This window comes from Arthrobacter sp. GAS37, assembly GCF_044908325.1.
Lineage (GTDB): Bacteria > Actinomycetota > Actinomycetes > Actinomycetales > Micrococcaceae > Arthrobacter > Arthrobacter ramosus.
In genome coordinates, this window is sequence record NZ_JBIYDB010000002.1 from 286,896 (window position 1) to 306,811 (window position 19,916).

The following is a 19,916-nucleotide window of genomic DNA, read 5'->3' on the forward strand; positions in this document are numbered from 1 at the left end:
AGCCGTACCTCTGCAGGCTGATTGATTGAAGGACCCCAAAACCATGAGAAAAAAACTGACCATGACCACCTTTGCCGTTGCCGCAGCAATCGCACTTGCCGGCTGCTCGGCGGGAGGCCACAACGCGGCGGACACAGGGTTTGCCCGGATGATGATCCCCCACCATGCCCAGGCCGTTCAGATGAGCGACATTATGCTCGCCAAGAACGACGTCCCGGCCCAAGTGACTGCGCTCGCCGGCAGGATCAAGGCAGCCCAAGACCCTGAGATCGAGAAGATGACGGGCTGGCTCAAGGAATGGAACGAGCCAGTCGGGATGTCCGGCGACCACACCATGAACGGAATAGTGGACGACGAGGACATGACGAAACTCGAGTCCGCCCAAAGCCGGGAAGCAGCCAGGCTGTTCCTGACCCACATGATCGCCCACCACCAAGGGGCGGTGGCCATGGCGCAGAAGGAAGGCACCGACGGCAAGAACGCCGATGCCCTCAAACTGGGCAAGGACATCGTGACGGCCCAGAAGGCCGAGATCAAGGAAATGGAGGAGCTACTCGGAACCCTCTAGCCCAAAGCGCCGGCCCACCTGGTTTTTCCAGTGTGGGCCGGTGCGGGTGGCCTGGGGAGCGGCGTCCCCAGGGTCTAGCCCGTGACGCCTACGGAGGTTCCTTCCGCTGCGAACACGGCCTCCGCTACATCTTCCCGGAGGTGGTAGTCCCTGCTTTCGACCGGATAGAGGGAACCATTGACCACGTAATAGCCGCGGCCTTCGCCCGGCCCGCCAGCCGCGGTGTCTATGGCGGCGATCATCCCTGGGTCCAAGGGCTTTTCTGTGCCCACCTCGCGCAATCGAGCGAGGTCTTCGGCCTCAAGGCGACTGATCAAACCCGGAATATCGCACATCTAAAAACACCGTCCTGTTCGGTCCATGGGAATGGATTGCGCCGTCGCCCCAGCCCTTGGTGCATGCCAAGAACAGTAAGCCCGGGCATGGCTCGTGGCAAGGGTCAAATGAAGACGAGTCCACTAATTGGACGCCGCTTGCTGGCGCCCGTTGTTTCATGCTGCGTTCGTGGCTCCGTTGCCTACTGTTCAGTAACGATCGGCAACATCGAGGGAGTGACTTCACCATGCAAAGCCCATTCGGGCGACAATGTCTCCTTCTCTTCCACCCGGCGCGGATTCCTGGCCGCCGCACTGACCGGCGCGGCCTTGACCCTGGCCCCGGTTTCGTTCGCGGCAGCCGCTACCGGAACCAGCAAGACCAAGACGATCACCGGCCATCTGGATCCGGGCGCCGCAGACTTCGTCTATTTGCCCATCGAGGTCCCGGCCGGCGTCAACAAGATCAGCGTTTCGTACACCTACAGCAAGCCGCAGGTGGCCTCTGGACTCCTCGGGAACGCCTGCGACATCGGAATCTTCGATGAGAAGGGCACCGACCTCGCCGGCAAGGGTTTCCGCGGCTGGTCCGGCGGTTTCCGGACCGAATTCAGCATCAGCGCCGGCGAAACGACGCCGGGCTACCTGCCGGGACCCGTTGGAAAGGGCACGTGGAACGTCGTTCTCGGCCCGTACCAGGTGGCCGGGCAGGGCCTTGACTACACCGTGAACGTCACCCTTGAGTACGGGCCCGACGGCACCCCTTTCAAGCCCCAGTACCCTCCGCAGCAGATCGCCGGCCGCGGCGCAGCCTGGTACCGCGGCGATGCGCACCTGCACACCGTCTACTCGGACGGAAAGCGTACCCCCGAGGAAGTCGCAGCCGGTGCCCGCGCCGCGCGTCTCGACTTCATGATCTCCACGGACCACAACACGCCGGCATCGCACGGCGTCTGGGGGCCGCTCGCCGGCAACGATCTGCTCATCCTCACGGGCGAGGAAGTCACCACGCGAAACGGTCACTACCTCGCTCTCGGCCTGGAGCCGGGCGAATGGATCGACTGGCGCTACCGGGCCCGCGACAAGGGGTTCGAGCAGGCAGCGCAGCGGATCCACTCCTCGGGCGGGATTGTTGTGCCGGCTCACCCGTACTGCCCGTATGTCGCCTGCCGCTGGAAGTTCGGCTACGACGACGCCGATGCGGTTGAGGTATGGACGGGCCCGTGGACCCTCGACGATGAGTCCTCCGTCAACACGTGGGACTCAATGCTGGCCCACTCCGTGCGCACAGGTGGCCGGTGGCTCCCGGCGATGGGCAACAGCGACGCCCACAGCGTCCCGCAGGTCATCGGCTTCCCCCACAACGTGGTCAACGCCGCAGCATTGTCCCGCGATGCCCTGCTTGACGGCATCCGCAACGGCCGGAACTGGATCGCCGAGTCCGCTGACGTCTCGGTGGACTTCCAAGTCACGGCCGGCGGCAAGAGCGCGACCGTGGGCGACCGGCTCAACGTCGCGGCAGACGCCCCTGCCACGGTGACGGCAAAAATCGCCGGCGTGCCGAACGGCGTCGTACGCTTCATCACGGATGAAGGCCAGACCCAGCAGGTGACGATTCCCGCGTCGGGCCAGGGAACGAGCACATGGGTTACAACCCCGCAGCTCGCGGCGTACGTGCGCGTAGAGGTCCGGCATCCGAAGATTGACGGAACGTCCGGCAGCGGCACGGAGATGGGAACGGTCATCCCGCTCGGTCCTATGGCAGCGTTGACGAACCCGATCTTCCTGGGCGCCAGCTAGTCCGCAACAGATCCGATTGAGTTGAGGGAGTCCCTGCCAGTACCCCTACCAGCAGGGACTCCCTCACGTCGGAAATCTCGTGTTGGCTAGATAGTGCCAATCCTCCGTCCACCAACAGGAGAAAAATGCTGACCGTAAATGCTTGCGCCGCCCCGTCCGCGAGCGAGGCCCTCGTCCCGACCACGATTGAGCGCCGCGACGTCGGTGCACACGACGTGCTGATCGAGATCAAGTACGCAGGCATCTGCCATTCAGACATCCACACCGTCCGCGGGGACTGGGGACCACAGTCCTACCCGCTCGCCCCCGGCCACGAAATCGCCGGAATTGTCACCGAAATCGGCTCCGAAGTGAGCCGCCACAAGGTCGGCGACCGCGTCGGCGTCGGCTGCATGGTCAACTCCTGCGGCGAATGCGGGAACTGCCGCAAGGGCGAGGAGCAGTACTGCCTGAAAGGCATGACGGGGACCTACGGCGCCGTTGACCGCGACGGGACCATCACCCAGGGCGGCTACTCCACCCACGTCGTCGTGACCGAGGACTTCGTGGTGCGGATCCCCGATGGAATAGAGCTCGACGCCGCTGCTCCCCTGCTGTGCGCAGGCATCACCACCTATTCGCCGCTTCGGCATTGGGGTGCCGGGCCGGGCAAGAAGGTCGGCGTCGTCGGGCTCGGCGGGCTGGGGCACATGGCCGTCAAGCTCGCCCACGCCATGGGCGCCGAAGTCACGGTGTTGTCCCAATCGCTGAAGAAAATGGAAGACGGCCTGCGCTTGGGCGCCGATCAGTACTTCGCCACGAGCGAGCCGGCCACCTTCGAAAAGCTTGCGGGGACCTTCGACTTGATCATCAACACCGTCAGCGCCCCCATCGACATCAGCTCCTACCTTCAGTTGCTGACCCTCGACGGCGCGCTGGTGAACGTCGGCGCACCGGCGGAACCGCTCCCGGTCAATGTGTTCTCGCTCATCACGGGACGGCGCTCCTTCGCCGGATCCGCAATCGGCGGCATCCGGGAGACCCAGGAAATGCTCGACTTCTGCGCCGAACATGGACTCGGCGCCGAGATCGAGGTTATCCCGGCCGACAAGATCAACGACGCCTACGAACGGGTCCTCGCCTCGGATGTGCGGTACCGCTTCGTCATTGACGCGTCCACACTGGGCTAGGCGGGAAGGGCAAGCGTAATCCCTTGGCCGCGGGAGTCCGCAGCAACGATGATGTCCCCATGAAGGCAATCCGATGAACAAGAACCGGCTCGAGGCATTCAGTGACGGCGTCCTGGCCATTGTCATCACCATCATGGTGCTTGAGCTGCGGGTCCCCGCGGAACCGAGCTGGCATGCCTTGCTCAGCGTCTTTCCCACGTTCCTCAGCTACTTGCTCAGCTTCGTCTACGTGGGAATCTACTGGAACAACCACCACCACATGATCCATCTGGCGGATCGAGTCAACGGCGGAATACTGTGGGCGAACCTGCACCTGTTGTTCTGGATATCCCTCTTCCCGTTCAGCACGCGCTGGATGGATGAGTCGGGCTTCGCCGAGGTCCCTGTCCTGGCTTACGGGGTCAACCTGCTCTGCGCCGCCATTGCCTACTTCGTCCTGCAACAGTCCTTGATCCGGCACCAGGGGCGGCAGGGTGCGCTTGCCCAGGCGATTGGCCGGGACTGGAAGGGGAAGACGTCGCCGCTCATCTATCTGGCCGGCCTTGGCCTCTGCGTTCTGCATCCCTTACTCGGCGTCGCCGCCTACACCGTCGTGGCATTGATCTGGCTGGTTCCGGACCGCCGCGTTGAACACTTCGTCATCCGCGCACACCAGGACCGACTGGAGTAGCGCGAGCCAGTGACCAGCAGAGTCAGCCAGCGCCAAGAAGGGCGACGCCGAGGCGCGAGAGCTCCCTCATGGTCGGATCTTCGGCTGGCGCATCGGTGATGATGCCGGTGACGCTGGCAAAGGGCAATACCGAGTAGCGCGAAGCGGTCCCGATCTTCTCGGTGCTCGCGAGGACGTAAGTATCTGCCGCACGGGCGGCGAGAGCGCGTTTCATGGCGGCTTCGTCTGCGTCGGCGGTTGTCAGCCCGTGGTCGGGATGGACTCCGGTGACACCCAGGAAGAAGAGCTCGGCGGATATGGCTTGGGTCGCCTCGACGGCGGCAGCACCGCACGTCACGGCAGAGTGTTTGAACAAGCGACCACCGAGGAGGAACACCTCAATGAGGGGGTGGTCGACAAGCGCCGAGGCGATGGTCGGGCTGTGGGTAATCACCGTGCAGTCGAGCTCCGCGGGCAGCGCGCGAACCACCGCGAGGGTGCTGGTGCCGCCGTCGAGGATCACGGCGGAACCCGGCTGGACCATCGAAGCGGCGAGGACAGCAATACGTCCCTTGCTCTCCGGCTCAACCGTAACGCGGGTGGCGTAGTCGGCGATGGCAGGAGAAACCGGCAGCGCACCGCCATACACACGCTGGCACAGCCCGGCCGCGGCAAGCTCCCGCAGGTCGCGGCGCACGCTGTCTTCGGACAAACCAAGTTCGCGGGCGATGTCTTTGGCGATCACCTTGCCGTCGGCGGCAAGGCGCGTGAGGAGGTATTCGAGTCGTTCGGCAGCAAGCATGCGCGTTCCTTCCTGATGTTGCACGATTATGCACTATTCTAACGGCATGACTCTGAGAAACGATGCGCCTCCCACGACGATGCGTCCTGGAATTGATGTACCCGATCACCGCGGCCGCACCGGTCTCGTCCAGACCGGCCGAGGCCTTGACCGCAATCCCGCCGTGGTTGTGCGCGACGTCGAAGTGACCTCGGACGGATGGCACGTGCTGCGCCGCACCACCTTCGACTACCGCCGCAGGGATGGCCGATGGGTCACGGAGCAACGGGAAAGTTACGATCGAGGGAACGGCGCGACGATTCTGTTGTACGACGCCGGCCGGGGCACGGTTCTACTCACCCGGCAGTTCCGCTTCCCGGCCTATGTCAACGATCATCCGGACGGGATGCTGATCGAGGCTGCTGCCGGATTGCTGGACGACGACGATCCCGAAACGGCTATCCGTCGCGAGGCAAGCGAGGAGCTCGGCGTCGACGTCGGAGCGCTGCGGCACGTCTTCGACGCATACATGAGCCCTGGATCGGTTACCGAACGGCTGCACTTCTACGTCGCGCCCTACACCCCGGCGGACCAGACAGGACCCGGCGGCGGAGTAGCCGCTGAGGGCGAGGACATCGAAACCATCGAGATTGCCTTCGCCGATGCTCTCGCCATGATCGGCGACGGCCGCATCGTGGACGGAAAGTCGATCATGCTCCTCCAATGGGCAGCCCTCAACAGCCTCTACCACGTGCCATGAGCCGCCGAAACGTCCGGTCACCGGCTCGCCGGACATTCACCCAATATGCACTCGGATTGACGATCCCTTGATTGAAGTCCTCGTCCTTGTTGCACTTGTCCCATGAGCAAAGAACAGCTGATCATCGTCGGATCCGGCCCAGCCGGCTACACCGCGGCAATCTATGCCGCCCGGGCGGGCCTGAGCCCCCTCGTCCTTGCCGGATCGGTCACCGCCGGCGGCGCGTTGATGAACACCACGGAAGTGGAAAACTTCCCCGGCTTCCCCGCGGGAATCCAGGGTCCGGAACTCATGGATGGCCTGCAGGAGCAGGCCGAGCGCTTCGGCGCCAAGATAGCGTTCGACGACGTCACTGAAGTCCAGCTGCGTGGCCACCTCAAGCGCGTGGTCACCGGCTCGGGCGACACCCACGAGGCACCGGCCGTCATCCTTGCGACCGGCTCCGCCTACAAGGAACTCGGCTTGCCCGAAGAGAAGAGGCTGAGCGGACACGGCGTTTCGTGGTGCGCCACGTGCGACGGCTTCTTCTTCCGCGAACAGGAAATCATCGTGGTGGGTGGCGGTGATTCGGCCATGGAAGAAGCGATGTTCCTGACCCGGTTCGCGAAGACCGTGACCGTCGTCGTCCGCAGGGAAGAGCTCCGGGCCTCCCGGATCATGGCCCAGCGGGCCAAGGACAATCCGAAAATCCGCTTCGCGTGGAACTCGGCCATCACCGCAATCCACGGCGACACCAAAGTCGCCGGGGTAACCCTGGCCGACACACGTTCCGGTGAATCGCGCGAACATGCGGCTACGGGCATATTCGTGGCCATTGGACATGTCCCTCGGACGGACCTTGTTGCGGGACAAGTGGAGCTCGACGCCGAGGGTTACATCAAGGTCGACTCCCCCACCACCGTTACCAATCTCTCGGGAGTGTTCGCTTGCGGTGACGCCGTGGACCACCGCTACCGCCAAGCCATTACGGCCGCCGGCACGGGTTGTGCCGCGGCCCTGGATGCCGAACGGTACCTCGCCGCGCTCGACGACGCGGACAGCATCGCCACCGCGCTGGTCGAAGAACCCACCCATGCCTGAACTCACCCAACTAGCTCGCAGTTAATGTCGTTTAGAGGGCTCAGAACGACATCTAGTGCGAGTCAGTTGGGCAAGCGCGCTTATCAAGCCGCACCTAAAAACAACTTTTCGGCATGCCTAACTTAACGGTATCCTCATCATGTCCGTATCCCCGATGTTGAGGAAACCATGGCTGCCACGATTGTTGAGCGACCGGCGAGCAAGACCCGGTGGAGGTCCCGGCTGCTCTTGTTGGGTCCGGCTTTCGTGGCTGCGATCGCATACGTGGACCCGGGTAACGTCGCGGCAAACCTCACTGCCGGAGCGAATTACGGCTACCTGCTCGTGTGGGTCCTGGTAGCGGCAAACATCATGGCTGTCCTGGTGCAGTACCAGTCGGCGAAGCTCGGCTTGGCCACCGGCCACAGCCTTCCGGAGCTCCTGGGCAAACGCTTGGGAACCCACCGCCGCAGACTGTTCTGGGTCCAGGCAGAGGTGGTTGCCGGGGCTACCGACATGGCCGAGGTCATCGGCGGAGCGGTAGCCCTCAACCTTCTCTTCGGACTGCCGCTCCTCATGGGCGGAATCATCATCGGCGTGGCATCAATGTTGCTCCTGGCGCTCCAGTCGTCACGGGGCCAGAAGTCCTTTGAGTACGCCATCATGATGCTCCTGGCCGTCATCGCCGTCGGTTTCGTTTCGGGGCTCTTCGTCAATCCCCCCGAGACCGGTGGCGTATTGGCTGGTTTGGTGCCGCGGTTCGAAGGCACTGACACTGTCCTCCTCGCTGCGAGCATGCTCGGTGCCACTGTCATGCCGCATGCCATCTACCTGCATTCGGCCCTGGCCCGTGACCGGCATGGTTTCTCGGAAGATCCCGCTGTACGGACAAGGCTCATCAAGACCACCCGCGTGGACGTCGTGGCCGCCTTGATGCTGGCCGGAGTCGTGAACATCGCCATGCTCCTTTTGGCCGCGTCCAGCCTGCGGGGAGTCGAAGGAACCGACACCATCGCCGGGGCCCATGCCGCCGTTACATCGGCCCTTGGTCCGATTATCGGAGTGGCTTTCGGCGTCGGCTTGCTTGCCTCGGGCCTCGCTTCAACGTCCGTCGGATGCTACGCCGGGGCAACGGTCATGGGCGGACTCCTCAAAATCCGGGTGCCCTTGCTGCTCCGCCGGGTGATCACGCTGGTCCCGGCGTTGGTCATTCTGGGCGCGGGCATAGAACCCACCCTGGCGCTCGTGCTGAGCCAAGTCCTGCTGAGCTTCGGCATTCCTTTCGCCTTGATTCCGCTGATCCGGCTCACCGGCAAGCGCGAGGTCATGGGCATCCACACGGATTCCACGGCACTGAAGATTGCCGGGTGGACCAGCGCAGCACTCATCGTTGGCCTCAACTGCGTCCTCATCGTCCTGACGGTCACGGGGAAGTCCTAGGCTCATGAGCAACCCCCAGGCCCTGGCCCGTCGGCTGGGTACCTTTGACGCGGTCGTGATCGGATTGGGCTCCATGATCGGCGCCGGCGTATTCGCGGCCTTCACTCCGGCCGCTGCCGCCGCAGGATCAGGACTGCTGGTTGGACTGGTCGTCGCGGCTGCCGTGGCATTCTGCAACGCGACGTCCTCCGCCCAGCTCGCCGCCGCATACCCGACGTCGGGCGGAAGCTACGTTTACGGTCGTGAACGGCTGGGACCGTGGTCCGGTTACCTGGCCGGTTGGGGATTCGTCATCGGCAAGACCGCCAGCGCGGCGGCCATGGCCATGACATTCGCCGCCTATGCCGCCCCTCCGGGATGGGAACGCCCCGTGGCCATCGCCGCCGTCGTCGCCCTCGCCGTCGTGAACTATCACGGGGTGACCCGCACGGCTGGCCTCACACGCCTTCTGGTTCTCGCAGTGCTGGCAGCCCTCGCCATTGGCGTCGCAGTCTGCTGGGGCGGTTCTGCTCCCTCCACGGCCAACATTCCCGGGGATGGACTGCTTGCACACGGCTGGTACGGGATCCTCCAATCCGCCGGGTTGCTGTTCTTCGCGTTCGCCGGCTATGCGAGGATCGCAACCATGGGAGAGGAAGTCCGCAACCCGCGGCGCGCCATTCCGCGTGCCATCGGGATCGCCCTTGGCATCGCCGTCGTCCTCTACGCGATCATCGCCCTCACCCTTCTCGCCACTCTCGGTCCGGACGGAGTGGCCGGCACCCCGACGCCGCTCGCTGCCGCGGTCGGAGCCGGGACTTTCTCCTGGGCCGTTCCGGTGGTCCGCGTGGGAGCCGCCGTCGCTTCCCTCGGTGCCCTGCTGGCCCTCATCGCCGGTTTGGCTCGGACCACCCTGGCAATGGCCAGGCACCACGACCTGCCGCACTGGCTCGCCGCCGTCCACCCCCGGTATCGTGTCCCGCACCGGGCCGAAGTCACCCTCGCCGTCGTGATCTGCGTAATCGTCGCGGTCGCCGACTTGCGCGGCGCGATCGGCTTCTCCTCGTTCGGCGTGCTCATCTACTATTTGGTCGCCAATATTGCGGCGTTCACCCAGCCGGCCGAAGACCGCCGATACCCCAAAGCGCTCCAAGTGTTCGGAGCACTGGCTTGCGTGATCCTCGTGGCCACGCTTCCGCCGCTATCGGCGGGCTTGGGCGTGCTGATGTTCGCAGCGGGCATCATCCTGCGCGTCGTCAGGCTCAAGCGATAGCGTCAAGGGCAGCCGCAGAGGCGGCAGGCCGTTCCTTCGGCGGCATCCGCCGCGACGGCCGCCCGGCAAACAGATTGAGGACCGCGACCGCACCGAGGGCGAGCAGGATGGCCCGATTGCCCAGCGCCCCCATGATGAAGGCCGCCAGGGGCGGCCCGGCCACCCAGGCGAAGGAGACAATCGCGCGCGTGTTCACCACATCAGTAGCTCCGGCGCCTGAGTGCCAGCGCAGGGTTAAGGAATGCGAACTGGAACCCCCACAACAGCGCCGCAGACGGGACGAGCAATCGCTTCATGCTTCCATTCCGGTTCTCCACGTCCTCAACCCTAGAAGCACTCCGGGCCGCGAGGGAGGCCCTGCCGGTACCTGTATCAGCAGGTCTTCCAGCTGGTCAGGGCTGATTTTGGCCGTAGGACCGATAAGATCCGGCCGATGGCACGGCTCTGACAAAACCCGAATCAGGGGTGGACGGCGGAGGTCGCACAGAGCAGGATTGAGCCATGAGCATCCATGAGGCACTTCTGAAGCAGGCCAGCATTACCGCCACGGAAGCCACGCTCGTGGCGAAGTTCGAGATCGAGGGCAACATCCCTGGTTCCGGCGCCTTTGTCGTGGGCCTGGTCGCGGCGACTCCTGATTATTCCTCTCAACGAAGACTGGGCATCGAGTTCATGAACGGAGAGGCGATCGCCTTCTTCTCGTTCAACCACGACCAAAGCGCCGAAGAGAACTACGACCTCAAGGGTGTTGAGCACTCGGGGAACACCATAACGGGCCATTTCCCCCTCTCGGCGATCAACGGCCTTGGCAAGGGACACGTGATGACGGCCTTCAGTGAAGCCGACGGCCGCGAGTTCCAGTCCGGCGTCGCCGTCGACGAGTCGCTCTAGGATCGACTGCCTACGGTCCTGGGGAACCGCACGTCGATTTCTCTTCTTCGGGCGTGCGCGGCGCGATGCGTCGCGCCGTTTCTATGTGCACCGTGTCATGTGACACATGCGCGCGAAGGAATAGTGCCTGCCGGGTTACCGTTGACGCGAGTAGTTCATAACAACGACCACAGGAGAATCCGTGGACTTCACCCCCGAATCCGGCACCATCACTATGTTCTCGACCACTTGGTGCGGTTATTGCAACCGCCTGAAGAAGCAGCTGGATGCCAAGGGCATCGGCTACAACGAGATCAACATCGAAGAGGTTGAGGGGACTGCCGAACTCGTGGAGAAGCTGAACGGCGGCAACCAGACTGTCCCCACGGTCCTTTTCCCGGACGGTACCGCGGTCACCAACCCTTCCGCGGCCGAGGTCGAAGCGCGCCTCGCCGCCTGACGCCCACGAGGGGGTTATCCGGGTGGTGCGACCGGTTCCAGGCGCACCACCACGGACTTGGACGCGGGAGTATTGCTGCCTTCGGCGGTCGAATCCAGCGGCACAAGGACGTTCGCTTCTGGGTAATACGCAGTCACGCAACCACGGGCTGTCGGGTACGCGATCAACCGCAACTGGCGCAGGACCCGGTCCACGCCGTCGTCGGCTTCGCTGTGGACGTCCACATAGCCGCCGTCGGCAAGGCCCAGATCAGCCAGGTCGTCGCGGTGCGCAAAAAGCACCATACGGCCCTTCTTCACGCCCCGGTAGCGGTCGTTCATGCTGTAGGTGGTCGTGTTGAATTGATCGTGGGAGCGCACTGTCTGAAGCAGCAGTCGCCCTTCCGGGACGTGGATGGTCTCAAGGTCGTTGACCGTGAACATTGCCTTTCCCGTGGCGGTGGGAAACTTCCGCTCGTCCCGGGGGCCATGGGGCAGGACGAAACCGTCACGGCTTCGGGCTTTTTGGTTGAAGTTCTCGAAGCCCGGCACCACATGGGAAATGTGTTCGCGCACTGAGTCGTAGTTTGCCTCGAAACCTCGCCAATCAACGGGGACTTTATCGCCGAGTACCGTCCGGGCCATGCGGCACACGATCGCCACTTCAGACAAGACTTTGTCGGAGATCGGCTCCAGCCTTCCCGCCGAACGGTGTACCGCGCAGACGGTGTCTTCGACGGTGACGAACTGCTCGCCGCTCGCCTGGCGGTCTATTTCCGTGCGGCCCATCGTCGGCAGGATCATCGCTTGTTCCCCCACGACGGCGTGGGAACGGTTGAGCTTCGTGGAAACCTGTACGGACAAGCGGGTCTTGCGGACGGCTGCCTCAGCCGCGGTGGTGTCCGACATTGCGTGCACGAGGTTTCCACCAAGTGCTACGAGCACCTTGATCCGGCCGTCCCGCATGCCACGGATGCTGTCCACGGAATCGAGGCCCGGGTGCCGCGGCGGGTCGAAGCCGAATTCCTGCTGCAGGGCGTTGAGGAACGGTTCCGGCATCTTCTCCCAAATGCCCATGGTGCGGTCCCCTTGGACGTTGCTGTGTCCACGGATCGGCGACGGGCCCGCGCCGGGTTTGCCGATGTTCCCGCGGAGCAGGAGCAGATTGGCGATCTCCTTGATGGTCGCCACGGCCTTCTTGTGCTGGGTCAGGCCCATGGCCCAGGTAATGATGACCTTCTCCGCACGCAGGTAGCGGGAGGCGAGCTCATCGATTTCCTCCGCCCTCAAGCCCGTTGCGGCGAGGACGTCCTGCTCATCCAGGTTTTCGATATGGGCTTGGAACTCTTCGAGGCCTTGGCAGTGCTCCTCGATGAACGCATGGTCCAGTACCGCCCCCGGTGCCGCCTTCTCCGCTTCCAGGACCCGCTTGGAGACGGCTTGAAGCAACGCCATGTCGCCTGCGAGGCGGATCTGCAGGAACTGGTCTGCCAAGTCCGTTCCTTTGCCCACGAGCCCACGGGGCCGTTGCGGGTTCTTGAAGTTGATGAGTCCTGCTTCGGGGAGCGGGTTCACCGCGACAATGCTGGCACCGGCGAGCTTTGCCTCTTCCAGCGCGGTGAGCATCCGGGGATGGCAGGTCCCCGGGTTCTGGCCCATGATGATGATCAAATCAGCCTTGGCGAAGTCCGTGTAGGTGACGGCGGACTTGCCCACGCCGAGCGTCTCACCGAGGGCCAGCCCCGTGGACTCATGGCACATGTTCGAGCAATCGGGCAGGTTGTTGGTCCCGAAGGCGCGGACGAAGAGCTGGTAGACGAACGCGGCTTCGTTGCTCGTCCGGCCGCTCGTGTAGAAGGTGGCTTCGTCGGGCGATTCCAGGGCGTTGAGTTCTCGGGCCACAATCCGGAACGCATTGTCCCAACTGATGGGACGGTAGTGGCTGGAACCTGCGGGTTTGTAGACGGGCTCCACGAGCCTGCCCTGCTGTCCCAGCCAGTATTCCGAACGCCCGGCGAGGGATTCGACGTCGTTCTCGTCCCAGAAACCGGACGGAACCTTGAGCGGATCAGCCTCCCACCCGACGGCCTTCGCGCCGTTCTCACAGAACTCGGCCAGCTTCCGCTCCGGAGGATCCGGCCAAGCGCAGCTCATGCAGTCGAAGCCATCCCTCTGGTTCATGGCCAGCAGGGACTTCCAGGTGCGCGACGGCCCCATCTGGCTCAACGCACGGGGCAAGGAGTCCACCAGGCTGGGCAAACCCGCGGCGGATCGCTTCGGCGGACCGACGGTGAGGTCCGCGTCGGAATCGTGGACAACGGATGGCTTCTTGTCCATTGCTCTACCTCGGTCCACTTGGTTGTGGCCTCAAGCGTAGTCCTGCCGGTATTCGTCTACAACGGCGTGCGGGTGCTCGTCACAGGGAGAAGGCCCTGGAAATCGCCGTCGATAAGTTCGGCGTATTCTGCGTAAGCCGCGACGACGGCGTCTTCCACCGTGGGTACGTCCAGCTGCGGCAAAAGGTCATTGGCGGCCCCGGCGGTGGCGGGATCCCACTCCAGTCCGAGGGCTCCGTAGCTGGCAGTGAGGACTTCGCGGATGGGTGCCGAGTTCTCGACGACGATCACCGAGCTGAACAGCCATCCCCCGGAGACCACCCTCTGGGCGGTGCCGACCAGCTTGAGCTGGTGTGTTGGAAAATCCGGGTCAAGGCCGTGGACACTGAACTCACCGGGACAGTACTCCCCGGGGATCTCCCCGACGGCCGCCTGGACGCCGACGCGGCGGAGCGCGCCTGCGAGGAGCTCGCCAAAGAAGGAGAAACGGGCTTTCGCCCCGGAGATCGCGTCGCTGTGTGGCTCCACATGGTCGATCACCAGGGTGCCCCGATGGTAGGCCGCTGCCCGGCCCCCCGCCTTGCGGATCAGTGGTTCGAAACCCAGGTCCCGGCAGGCCTCGGATGCGGCCTGGAATCCCGGCAGCTTGGCATCGCGTTGCCCGAACGCCACGGTAGGGCGGGGCCGGTACAACCGCAGCGTTGGCGCCAGCAGCCCCCTGCGGGCACGGTTGAGGAGCTCGATCCCGAAGTCCAGGTCATCGGCGACGCCGAGCGATTCTTCCTGGCGCACCACCGTCAGCGTGCGCTGTGTTCGGGCGAGGTCCTCAACCATCAGCTCTTCCTCAGCGTGAGGATCTGCTCGGCGCGGCCGAACGGGCCGCTGATGTCGTGAAGCACGGTGGACGTCAGGCCGATGCCGTCATTGCCGAAGGAGACCATATTGTCCAGGCCCAGCCATTCGCCCGCAGGTTCACGGTACATGTGGATCTGCAGGTCAAGGTTGGGGAAGATGTAGCTGTTCTTGCCGGGCGAAACACGGGCGGCAATACCGTTGGCTGTGTCCACCAGTCCAACGAGCCTCGCGACATCGCGGCTGTCCGCCGCGTCGGTGAGGGGATGCTCCGTGCGGATCCAGACTTTGCCCGAGCCTGCCCGGTGCCCTTCTGCTATCCGCATTTCCAAGGACCGGATATAGCCACCCGGCCACACGCTCGCACCGTCCCACGGCTTGCATTCGTCCGGGGCCGGCATGGCAACGTCTTCTATGGCGGCGACGGCACTCGTGTCGCTGGTAGCCATCCGCCAGGCGGTGGCCCGGATAGCCACGCGTCCTGCCGCTGAGAGTTCCGCCTGGATCAGTTCAATCGTCCTGCCGGGGCGGACCGTAGCTGTGGTGATTTCGAATTCGCCGCCCGGGATCAAGCCCAGGATTTCGTAGCTGAGGCGGGCCATCCGGACGTCGTCGCGCGGCTCATGGCGGAGCAGGGCATCAGCCATGATGCCCGATGCGGGCGCCATGTGCTGCTCGTGCGGATTCCATGCGCCCTGGGCGTGGATGGTTGAGCGGAACCGCCCATTTCCGAGCGATTCGTAGTAGAAGTCGCCTTCCGCAAGGTCCGGAAGCTCAATACTCAACGCCTGCCCTTTCGCCGGTCCGGTAATGGAACTCAGACCACTGTATCTTCTGGCGCCACAGCCGTCCGACGTCGACGCCGCATGACCAGGCAGACGGCAAGTCCGGCAAATGAGAGGACCAGGAGAATGTCGGCCAAAGGGGAGGCCGCCATGACCGCAAGCCACGCATCTATCGCCGCCAGTCCGATGGTCGCGTAGACGAAGGCCCAGATGCCGGAGCCTACTATTGCCGCAGGGAGATACCGGCTGAGTGGCATTCTTGCAGCCCCCGCAGCCAGGTTGACGGCGGTTTGGAGTCCGATAGTCAGGAAGGTCAGCACGACGGCGTAGGGGCCAAAGCGCTGAATCATGGCCTGCGCTTTGCTTGCCTTGGGGCAATGCAAGGCACGTGCAAATCGCGTGCGTTCCATTCCAGCCGCTGCGCCGCGGCCGATCCAGTACGTCGCGTTGACCCGGACCATCACCACAGCGAAGAGAGCCACGAGCGTCACCTCAAAGGGCAGGTCCAGGATGTGGTCCACGCGTGCCCTCCCCGGTCGTCTCCGCAGCTAAGTCTTACCTTAGCTCAACGCGAAGGACGGCCTATCCGGTGGGTTAGGTCGCCCTTCCCGCGCGGTCGACGGTGAAGTCGCCACCCGGATACAGAATGGTCTCGTGCCCGTCGTCAAAACGCACGAAGTACGGCGGCGCACCATTTGCACCGCGGACTTCGATGATCTCGCCGTGCCGGTCGGACGCCCCGACCGTTCTGCCATGAATGATGATCCGATCTCCCTGGGCTGCTTCCACAGGAACCACCTCCCAGCATTCACCTTACGAGTGTTGGGCCGTCGTGGGAACAGGCTGCAGGCGGCCGATCCAACTGGCCGTGCGGTGGCACGTCGCAGCTCCTAAAGTGTCAGCCCCCTCCCCTACGTTTGACGAAATGGTCGCCGTACTTACTCGCCTTAGAAGAGGGAAGCCAGTGCAAAGTCAAGAACTGAAACCGGAACAGACCACGACGGCAGCAGCAGCAGCAGCAGCGGCGTCGTTCGCGACTCCCTCCGCGCGCACCCCCCCTGCCGGATTGGTACCCCGGTCGGCAACTGGCCCAGCGGGAATCAGAGCAAGGCCGGGGCTCGAAAGTCGTCATTGCCCTGGTACCACCAGATCGCGCTGCTTGAGAAGCTCGACGACGCCGCGCCAAGCCTGCCAAGCATCGAACTCCTTGAAGCCGAACTGGCTGACGAACCGGCAAACGTCGCGGCCACGGGACGTGCCCCTGCCGTAGAACCTGAACGCAAGCTGTGAATTCGGCCGTTGCCCGTCTTCTGGGTTCAACCCGCGCGATTCAAGGCGTAGCCTACATTCATACGCGTCTGGGGGCCCTCGTCTCTTGGAGGAGCCATGCGCAACCCAAAAAAGAACAAGCGGCCGACGTCCATCTTGGGCGTCTTGTTGCTCGCCGCGGGCGCCCTCGGCGGAATCGCCGTTCCAGCCCATGCCGCACCCCCGACTGTCGTGAGCCTGACGTTCGATGACGGCAACGACAATCAACTCGCTGCCGAACAGGTACTCAAGGCCCACGGGCTGGTGGGAACCTTCTTCATCACCACCAGCTGGATCGGATCGCCGGGTTACCTGACCCAGGCAAATCTGCAGACCATCGCCGGCGACGGAAACGAGATTGGCGGCCATACCGTTACCCACCCGGATCTGACCACCCTCACCCCTTCGGCCGCCAGCGCGGAAATCTGCAACGGCAAATCGACGCTTGAAAGCTGGGGATTCCAGGTGAGCGACTTTGCCTATCCCTTTGCAGCAGAAAACGCCGCTGTCCAGGCTGAGGTCAAGAACTGCGGATTTGCGAGCGGACGGGGCCTGGGAGATATCCGTTCCCCCGCGAGCTGCCCGGACTGCCCGTTCGCAGAGACCCTTCCTCCGGAAAACCCGCTGGTCACCAAGGCGCCGGATGAAATAGACAGCACTTGGACCCTGCAGAATCTGGAGGATCTGGTCACCAATGCCGAAAGCACTGGCGGATGGCTCGAGCTGACTTTCCACCACATCGCGGTCGGAACTGATCCGACGCTGACCATCAGCCCGACGCTCTTTGACACTTTCGTCAATTGGCTGGCTGCGCGGACCGCTAACAGAACGACTTCGGTCAAGACGGTGGCCCAGGCCTTGGGGTAACAAGATCAAGCGGCTGACGATGGGAATTGCAGCTCAGGCCGTCGCTTGGCAACCTCGTTCAGAACGGTGGATACCGCTTCTCTGACCACCTCCCCCTCCGCGCCCATTTCCCGAGCGGCGTCCAGCCCCGCCGTGGCGTGGCTTACAAACGCTTCCCAGTCGCCTCCCCCGGCTCGGAGCGCCCTCAGCGGCGCCATCAGGGCGGCGCGGCACAGCCACTCGTCTCCCTCCCGCGCCCACCGATCCATCACGCTTCCAGCCCGCGTCTTGGCCTGCCCTTCCAGCCCGGCAATCAAAGGTCCGATCACGTCAACCGCTAGCGGATCGACCAGTTCGCGCAGCCTTCCTTCACGGACAAAACCCTCAAGCCGCGTCAGATCGGTATTCGTCAGCAGATGGACCTTGGACTGCAGAAGGACGATTGCCGCGAGCCGGCGTTCGAAAACGGGAACCTCCCACAATTCCGAACTCAAGGCAGTGACCTCGTCGTGCGCGAGTCCCGGGTGGCGGCGGAGGGCGTCGCGAACCGTTCCACGGATAGCCCCGATCGAGGATCCGTACTGCTTGAGCCTGTTTCCCAGCCGTGCCTGCGCCTGCTCTGCACGGATCCAAGAGCTTTCACGGCGCAAGGCCTCATCGATGAACTCGGCGGCGTCACTCATGCGAACATTCTTTCGCAATAGTGTCCGGTCAGACGTACTCGTCAAACCAGGCCAGCATGTCCTGCCAGGCGGCTGTCGCCTGCGTTTCGTTGTACCGCTCGCTGGTGTCGTTGTGGAAGGCATGGTCGACGCCGGGATAGACAGTGAGCTTGTGGCGGACCTCGGTGGCTGCGAGCGCATCCCGAAGTGCCGGCATTGCGCCGGTGATGCGCTGGTCGAGTTCGGCATAGACCCCAAGGACGGCCGGTTTGATGGACGGAACCTTCTCCAGCTCGGGTGCGGGGCCATAGAAGGCCGCTGTGGCTTTCAGCCTGGGTATCTCGGTCGCGGCCTGCCAGGTGATGCCTCCGCCAAAGCAGAAACCGTTCATCGCGATCCGTTCGCCGTCAACAAAATCGAGTGATCGGAGATAGTCGAAACCCGCGGAGAAGTCGGAGACATGGCGCTCGGCCCCTGCCCGTGTCAGCGCTCCGGAGACGGCGTCGGCATCCAGGTTTGATGTGCCTCCTTCCCTGCTGAGAAGATCCGGGGCCAAGGCAAGGTACCCGGCCTTCGCAAAACGGCGGGCCACGTCCTGGATGTGCGGGGTCAGTCCGCGGTTCTCATGGCAGACGAGCACCGCCGGTCCCGCATCGGACCCCTCAGGCCGGGCAAGGTAGGCGCTGATCCCGGTTCCCCCCGCGGGGAACCGGACGGCGGCCGTCACAAGTCCGGACGCGCCCTCAGGTACGGAAAGCGGACTCTTCGCTCCGGGTACTGGTCCGGCAGTCGGCGTCGCCGGGGGCCGTGCGGACGAAGCTTCGGGGCTTGGCATGGGATCGGTGCTTCGCGGGACCTCATCCGGAGCACATCCGAGCTGCAGCATCGTCGAGGAGGCCGCAGCCATGCTCCCGGTGATAAATGCGAGCCGACGAATGAATGCTCGCTGCGACATGTCTCCCGAGCGGTAGTCGTCGAAGAATTCTTCGACCAAGTACTTTTCGAATTTCCCGAGCTGGATCATGGAAGGCCTCCTGAGTTTGCCGCATATCCTCCTCCCAAGACCGTCACCGGGCAAGAGTGCCCAAGATGATGGGTGTAGCCGCCAAGTAATGAGACACTCGGTTCCATGCGTGAATTCGTGGTTCTCGGCACCGCCTCCCAGGTCCCGACCAGGACCCGCAACCACAACGGATACGTGCTCTACTGGGATGGTGAGGGCCTGCTCTTCGATCCTGGAGAGGGTACCCAGCGGCAGATGATCCAAGCTGGTGTCTCGGCCAGCCAGCTCACGCGTATCTGTATTACCCATGTCCACGGAGACCACTGTTTCGGGCTGCCGGGCGTGCTTTCGCGTATGGCTCTGGACCGGGTGGAGCATCCAATCCACTTGCACTATCCCGCGTCCGGCGAGGACATGATCCGCGCCCTCGTGGCTGTTGCGTCGCCCGGCATCGACCTTCGGCTTCATCCGCACGGCGGTGCCGGTCCTATCGCGGCAGGAGTGGAGGTGCGCCCGCTGCTCCATCGAATCGAGACATACGGTTACAGGGTTGTCGAGCCCGAAGGCCGCAGCCAACTGCCGGAGCGGCTTGCAGCGGCGGGGATTACCGGATCCGATATCAGCCTCCTGCAGCGGGACGGGAGCCTGGGCGGCGTGCGCTTGGAAGACGTGAGCGTGCCGAGGCCCGCACAGAGCTTCGCCTTCGTGATGGACACGGCGCCGTGTGACGGTGCTGAGGAACTCGCCGAGGGGGTGGACCTTCTCGTCGCTGAGTCCACTTTCAGCGACGACGACGGCGCCCTCGCCGCTCAGTACCGCCACCTCACCGCCGGGCAGGCCGGAGCGTTGGCTGCCACTGCCGAAGCGGGCATGCTGATCCTTACCCATTTCTCCTCGCGCTATCCCGACGTCGGACTGCTCGCGGAGCAAGCCCGGGCGCGGTCCGGCGGGGCTACCGTCATGGCCGCGAACGACCTGGACCGGGTTCCCTTCCCGAAGCGGCAGCGGTGGTTGTAGAGGTCGC

At 64.0% G+C, this 19,916-nt stretch carries 23 protein-coding genes; 13 read left to right on the plus strand and 10 right to left on the minus strand.

Annotation, left to right across the window (positions count from 1 at the left end; all coding sequences use genetic code 11):
• Nucleotides 1–43: 43 nt before the first annotated feature.
• On the plus strand, nt 44–568 hold the full coding sequence (locus tag ABH924_RS03530) for a DUF305 domain-containing protein (RefSeq protein ID WP_404496909.1): 525 nt from the start codon (nt 44–46) through the stop codon (nt 566–568).
• A gap of 74 nt (nt 569–642) precedes the next feature.
• On the opposite strand, the gene ABH924_RS03535 is transcribed toward ABH924_RS03530, so the two are convergent.
• The gene (locus ABH924_RS03535; protein WP_404496910.1) at nt 643–885 is read right to left on the minus strand and encodes a hypothetical protein; all 243 of its coding nucleotides are present in this window, start codon (nt 883–885) and stop codon (nt 643–645) included.
• A gap of 234 nt (nt 886–1,119) precedes the next feature.
• On the opposite strand from ABH924_RS03535, the gene ABH924_RS03540 reads away from it, so the two are divergent.
• The 3 genes from ABH924_RS03540 to ABH924_RS03550 all read left to right on the plus strand — a co-directional run bounded on the left by ABH924_RS03540 (nt 1,120) and on the right by ABH924_RS03550 (nt 4,521).
• Entirely contained in the window at nt 1,120–2,682 is a 1,563-nt protein-coding gene (locus tag ABH924_RS03540; protein ID WP_404496912.1) for a CehA/McbA family metallohydrolase, read from the plus strand.
• A 125-nt stretch (nt 2,683–2,807) separates the two neighbouring features.
• Nucleotides 2,808–3,851, plus strand: coding sequence for an NAD(P)-dependent alcohol dehydrogenase (locus tag ABH924_RS03545; protein WP_404496913.1), 1,044 nt, complete (start codon nt 2,808–2,810; stop codon nt 3,849–3,851).
• A 73-nt stretch (nt 3,852–3,924) separates the two neighbouring features.
• Nucleotides 3,925–4,521 carry a TMEM175 family protein gene (locus tag ABH924_RS03550; protein WP_404496915.1) on the plus strand — a complete coding sequence of 199 codons (597 nt, stop codon included), beginning with the start codon at nt 3,925–3,927 and terminating at the stop codon, nt 4,519–4,521.
• A 22-nt stretch (nt 4,522–4,543) separates the two neighbouring features.
• Here the strand turns inward: ABH924_RS03550 and ABH924_RS03555 are convergent, their stop codons facing one another.
• On the minus strand, nt 4,544–5,302 hold the full coding sequence (locus ABH924_RS03555; protein WP_404496917.1) for a DeoR/GlpR family DNA-binding transcription regulator: 759 nt from the start codon (nt 5,300–5,302) through the stop codon (nt 4,544–4,546).
• Between the two features lie 46 nt (nt 5,303–5,348).
• On the opposite strand from ABH924_RS03555, the gene ABH924_RS03560 reads away from it, so the two are divergent.
• The 4 genes from ABH924_RS03560 (at nt 5,349) to ABH924_RS03575 (ending at nt 9,792) form a co-directional block, all read left to right on the plus strand.
• Nucleotides 5,349–6,041, plus strand: coding sequence for an NUDIX domain-containing protein (locus ABH924_RS03560; protein WP_404496919.1), 693 nt, complete (start codon nt 5,349–5,351; stop codon nt 6,039–6,041).
• Between the two features lie 102 nt (nt 6,042–6,143).
• Complete coding sequence (gene trxB, locus ABH924_RS03565) at nt 6,144–7,121, plus strand: thioredoxin-disulfide reductase (protein WP_404496921.1); 978 nt, start codon at nt 6,144–6,146, stop codon at nt 7,119–7,121.
• Nucleotides 7,122–7,289: 168 nt separating this feature from the next.
• A complete protein-coding gene (locus ABH924_RS03570) occupies nt 7,290–8,540 on the plus strand; it encodes an Nramp family divalent metal transporter (RefSeq protein WP_404496923.1) in 1,251 nt (416 codons plus the stop codon).
• A gap of 4 nt (nt 8,541–8,544) precedes the next feature.
• Complete coding sequence (locus ABH924_RS03575) at nt 8,545–9,792, plus strand: APC family permease (RefSeq protein ID WP_404496925.1); 1,248 nt, start codon at nt 8,545–8,547, stop codon at nt 9,790–9,792.
• Here ABH924_RS03575 and ABH924_RS03580 read toward each other — a convergent pair.
• A complete protein-coding gene (locus ABH924_RS03580) occupies nt 9,782–9,991 on the minus strand; it encodes a hypothetical protein (RefSeq protein ID WP_404496927.1) in 210 nt (69 codons plus the stop codon). The genes ABH924_RS03575 and ABH924_RS03580 overlap by 11 nt on opposite strands.
• A gap of 302 nt (nt 9,992–10,293) precedes the next feature.
• On the opposite strand from ABH924_RS03580, the gene ABH924_RS03585 reads away from it, so the two are divergent.
• Complete coding sequence (locus ABH924_RS03585; protein WP_234749609.1) at nt 10,294–10,683, plus strand: hypothetical protein; 390 nt, start codon at nt 10,294–10,296, stop codon at nt 10,681–10,683.
• Nucleotides 10,684–10,864: 181 nt separating this feature from the next.
• A complete protein-coding gene (locus ABH924_RS03590) occupies nt 10,865–11,122 on the plus strand; it encodes a mycoredoxin (protein ID WP_234749611.1) in 258 nt (85 codons plus the stop codon).
• A 14-nt stretch (nt 11,123–11,136) separates the two neighbouring features.
• Here ABH924_RS03590 and ABH924_RS03595 read toward each other — a convergent pair whose 3' ends face one another.
• The 5 genes from ABH924_RS03595 to ABH924_RS03615 all read right to left on the minus strand — a co-directional run bounded on the left by ABH924_RS03595 (nt 11,137) and on the right by ABH924_RS03615 (nt 15,862).
• Nucleotides 11,137–13,437 carry an FdhF/YdeP family oxidoreductase gene (locus tag ABH924_RS03595; protein WP_404496929.1) on the minus strand — a complete coding sequence of 767 codons (2,301 nt, stop codon included), beginning with the start codon at nt 13,435–13,437 and terminating at the stop codon, nt 11,137–11,139.
• A 56-nt stretch (nt 13,438–13,493) separates the two neighbouring features.
• Nucleotides 13,494–14,270, minus strand: coding sequence for a lipoyl protein ligase domain-containing protein (locus tag ABH924_RS03600; protein ID WP_234749617.1), 777 nt, complete (start codon nt 14,268–14,270; stop codon nt 13,494–13,496).
• Nucleotides 14,270–15,073 (minus strand): thioesterase family protein, encoded by an 804-nt coding sequence (locus ABH924_RS03605; protein WP_404496931.1) that lies wholly within the window; start codon nt 15,071–15,073, stop codon nt 14,270–14,272. The genes ABH924_RS03600 and ABH924_RS03605 overlap by 1 nt, the downstream gene beginning before the upstream one ends.
• 32 nt (nt 15,074–15,105) lie before the next feature.
• Nucleotides 15,106–15,594 carry a DedA family protein gene (locus ABH924_RS03610; RefSeq protein ID WP_404496933.1) on the minus strand — a complete coding sequence of 163 codons (489 nt, stop codon included), beginning with the start codon at nt 15,592–15,594 and terminating at the stop codon, nt 15,106–15,108.
• 73 nt (nt 15,595–15,667) lie between these two features.
• Nucleotides 15,668–15,862 carry a DUF1918 domain-containing protein gene (locus ABH924_RS03615; protein WP_404496935.1) on the minus strand — a complete coding sequence of 65 codons (195 nt, stop codon included), beginning with the start codon at nt 15,860–15,862 and terminating at the stop codon, nt 15,668–15,670.
• 342 nt (nt 15,863–16,204) lie between these two features.
• Here ABH924_RS03615 and ABH924_RS03620 point away from each other — a divergent pair, with 342 nt between their 5' ends.
• Together ABH924_RS03620 and ABH924_RS03625 are read left to right on the plus strand one after the other, a co-directional pair.
• On the plus strand, nt 16,205–16,363 hold the full coding sequence (locus ABH924_RS03620; protein ID WP_404496936.1) for a hypothetical protein: 159 nt from the start codon (nt 16,205–16,207) through the stop codon (nt 16,361–16,363).
• Nucleotides 16,364–16,459: 96 nt separating this feature from the next.
• Nucleotides 16,460–17,248 (plus strand): polysaccharide deacetylase family protein, encoded by a 789-nt coding sequence (locus ABH924_RS03625; RefSeq protein WP_404496938.1) that lies wholly within the window; start codon nt 16,460–16,462, stop codon nt 17,246–17,248.
• Between the two features lie 5 nt (nt 17,249–17,253).
• Here the strand turns inward: ABH924_RS03625 and ABH924_RS03630 are convergent, their stop codons facing one another.
• Together ABH924_RS03630 and ABH924_RS03635 are read right to left on the minus strand one after the other, a co-directional pair.
• The gene (locus tag ABH924_RS03630; protein ID WP_404496940.1) at nt 17,254–17,910 is read right to left on the minus strand and encodes a DNA alkylation repair protein; all 657 of its coding nucleotides are present in this window, start codon (nt 17,908–17,910) and stop codon (nt 17,254–17,256) included.
• Nucleotides 17,911–17,938: 28 nt separating this feature from the next.
• Complete coding sequence (locus tag ABH924_RS03635; protein WP_404496942.1) at nt 17,939–18,913, minus strand: dienelactone hydrolase family protein; 975 nt, start codon at nt 18,911–18,913, stop codon at nt 17,939–17,941.
• Nucleotides 18,914–19,018: 105 nt separating this feature from the next.
• Between ABH924_RS03635 and ABH924_RS03640 the strand changes: the two genes are divergently transcribed.
• Nucleotides 19,019–19,909, plus strand: a complete 891-nt coding sequence (locus ABH924_RS03640; protein WP_404496944.1) for a ribonuclease Z — start codon at nt 19,019–19,021, stop codon at nt 19,907–19,909.
• The last annotated feature ends 7 nt before the right edge of the window (nt 19,910–19,916 follow it).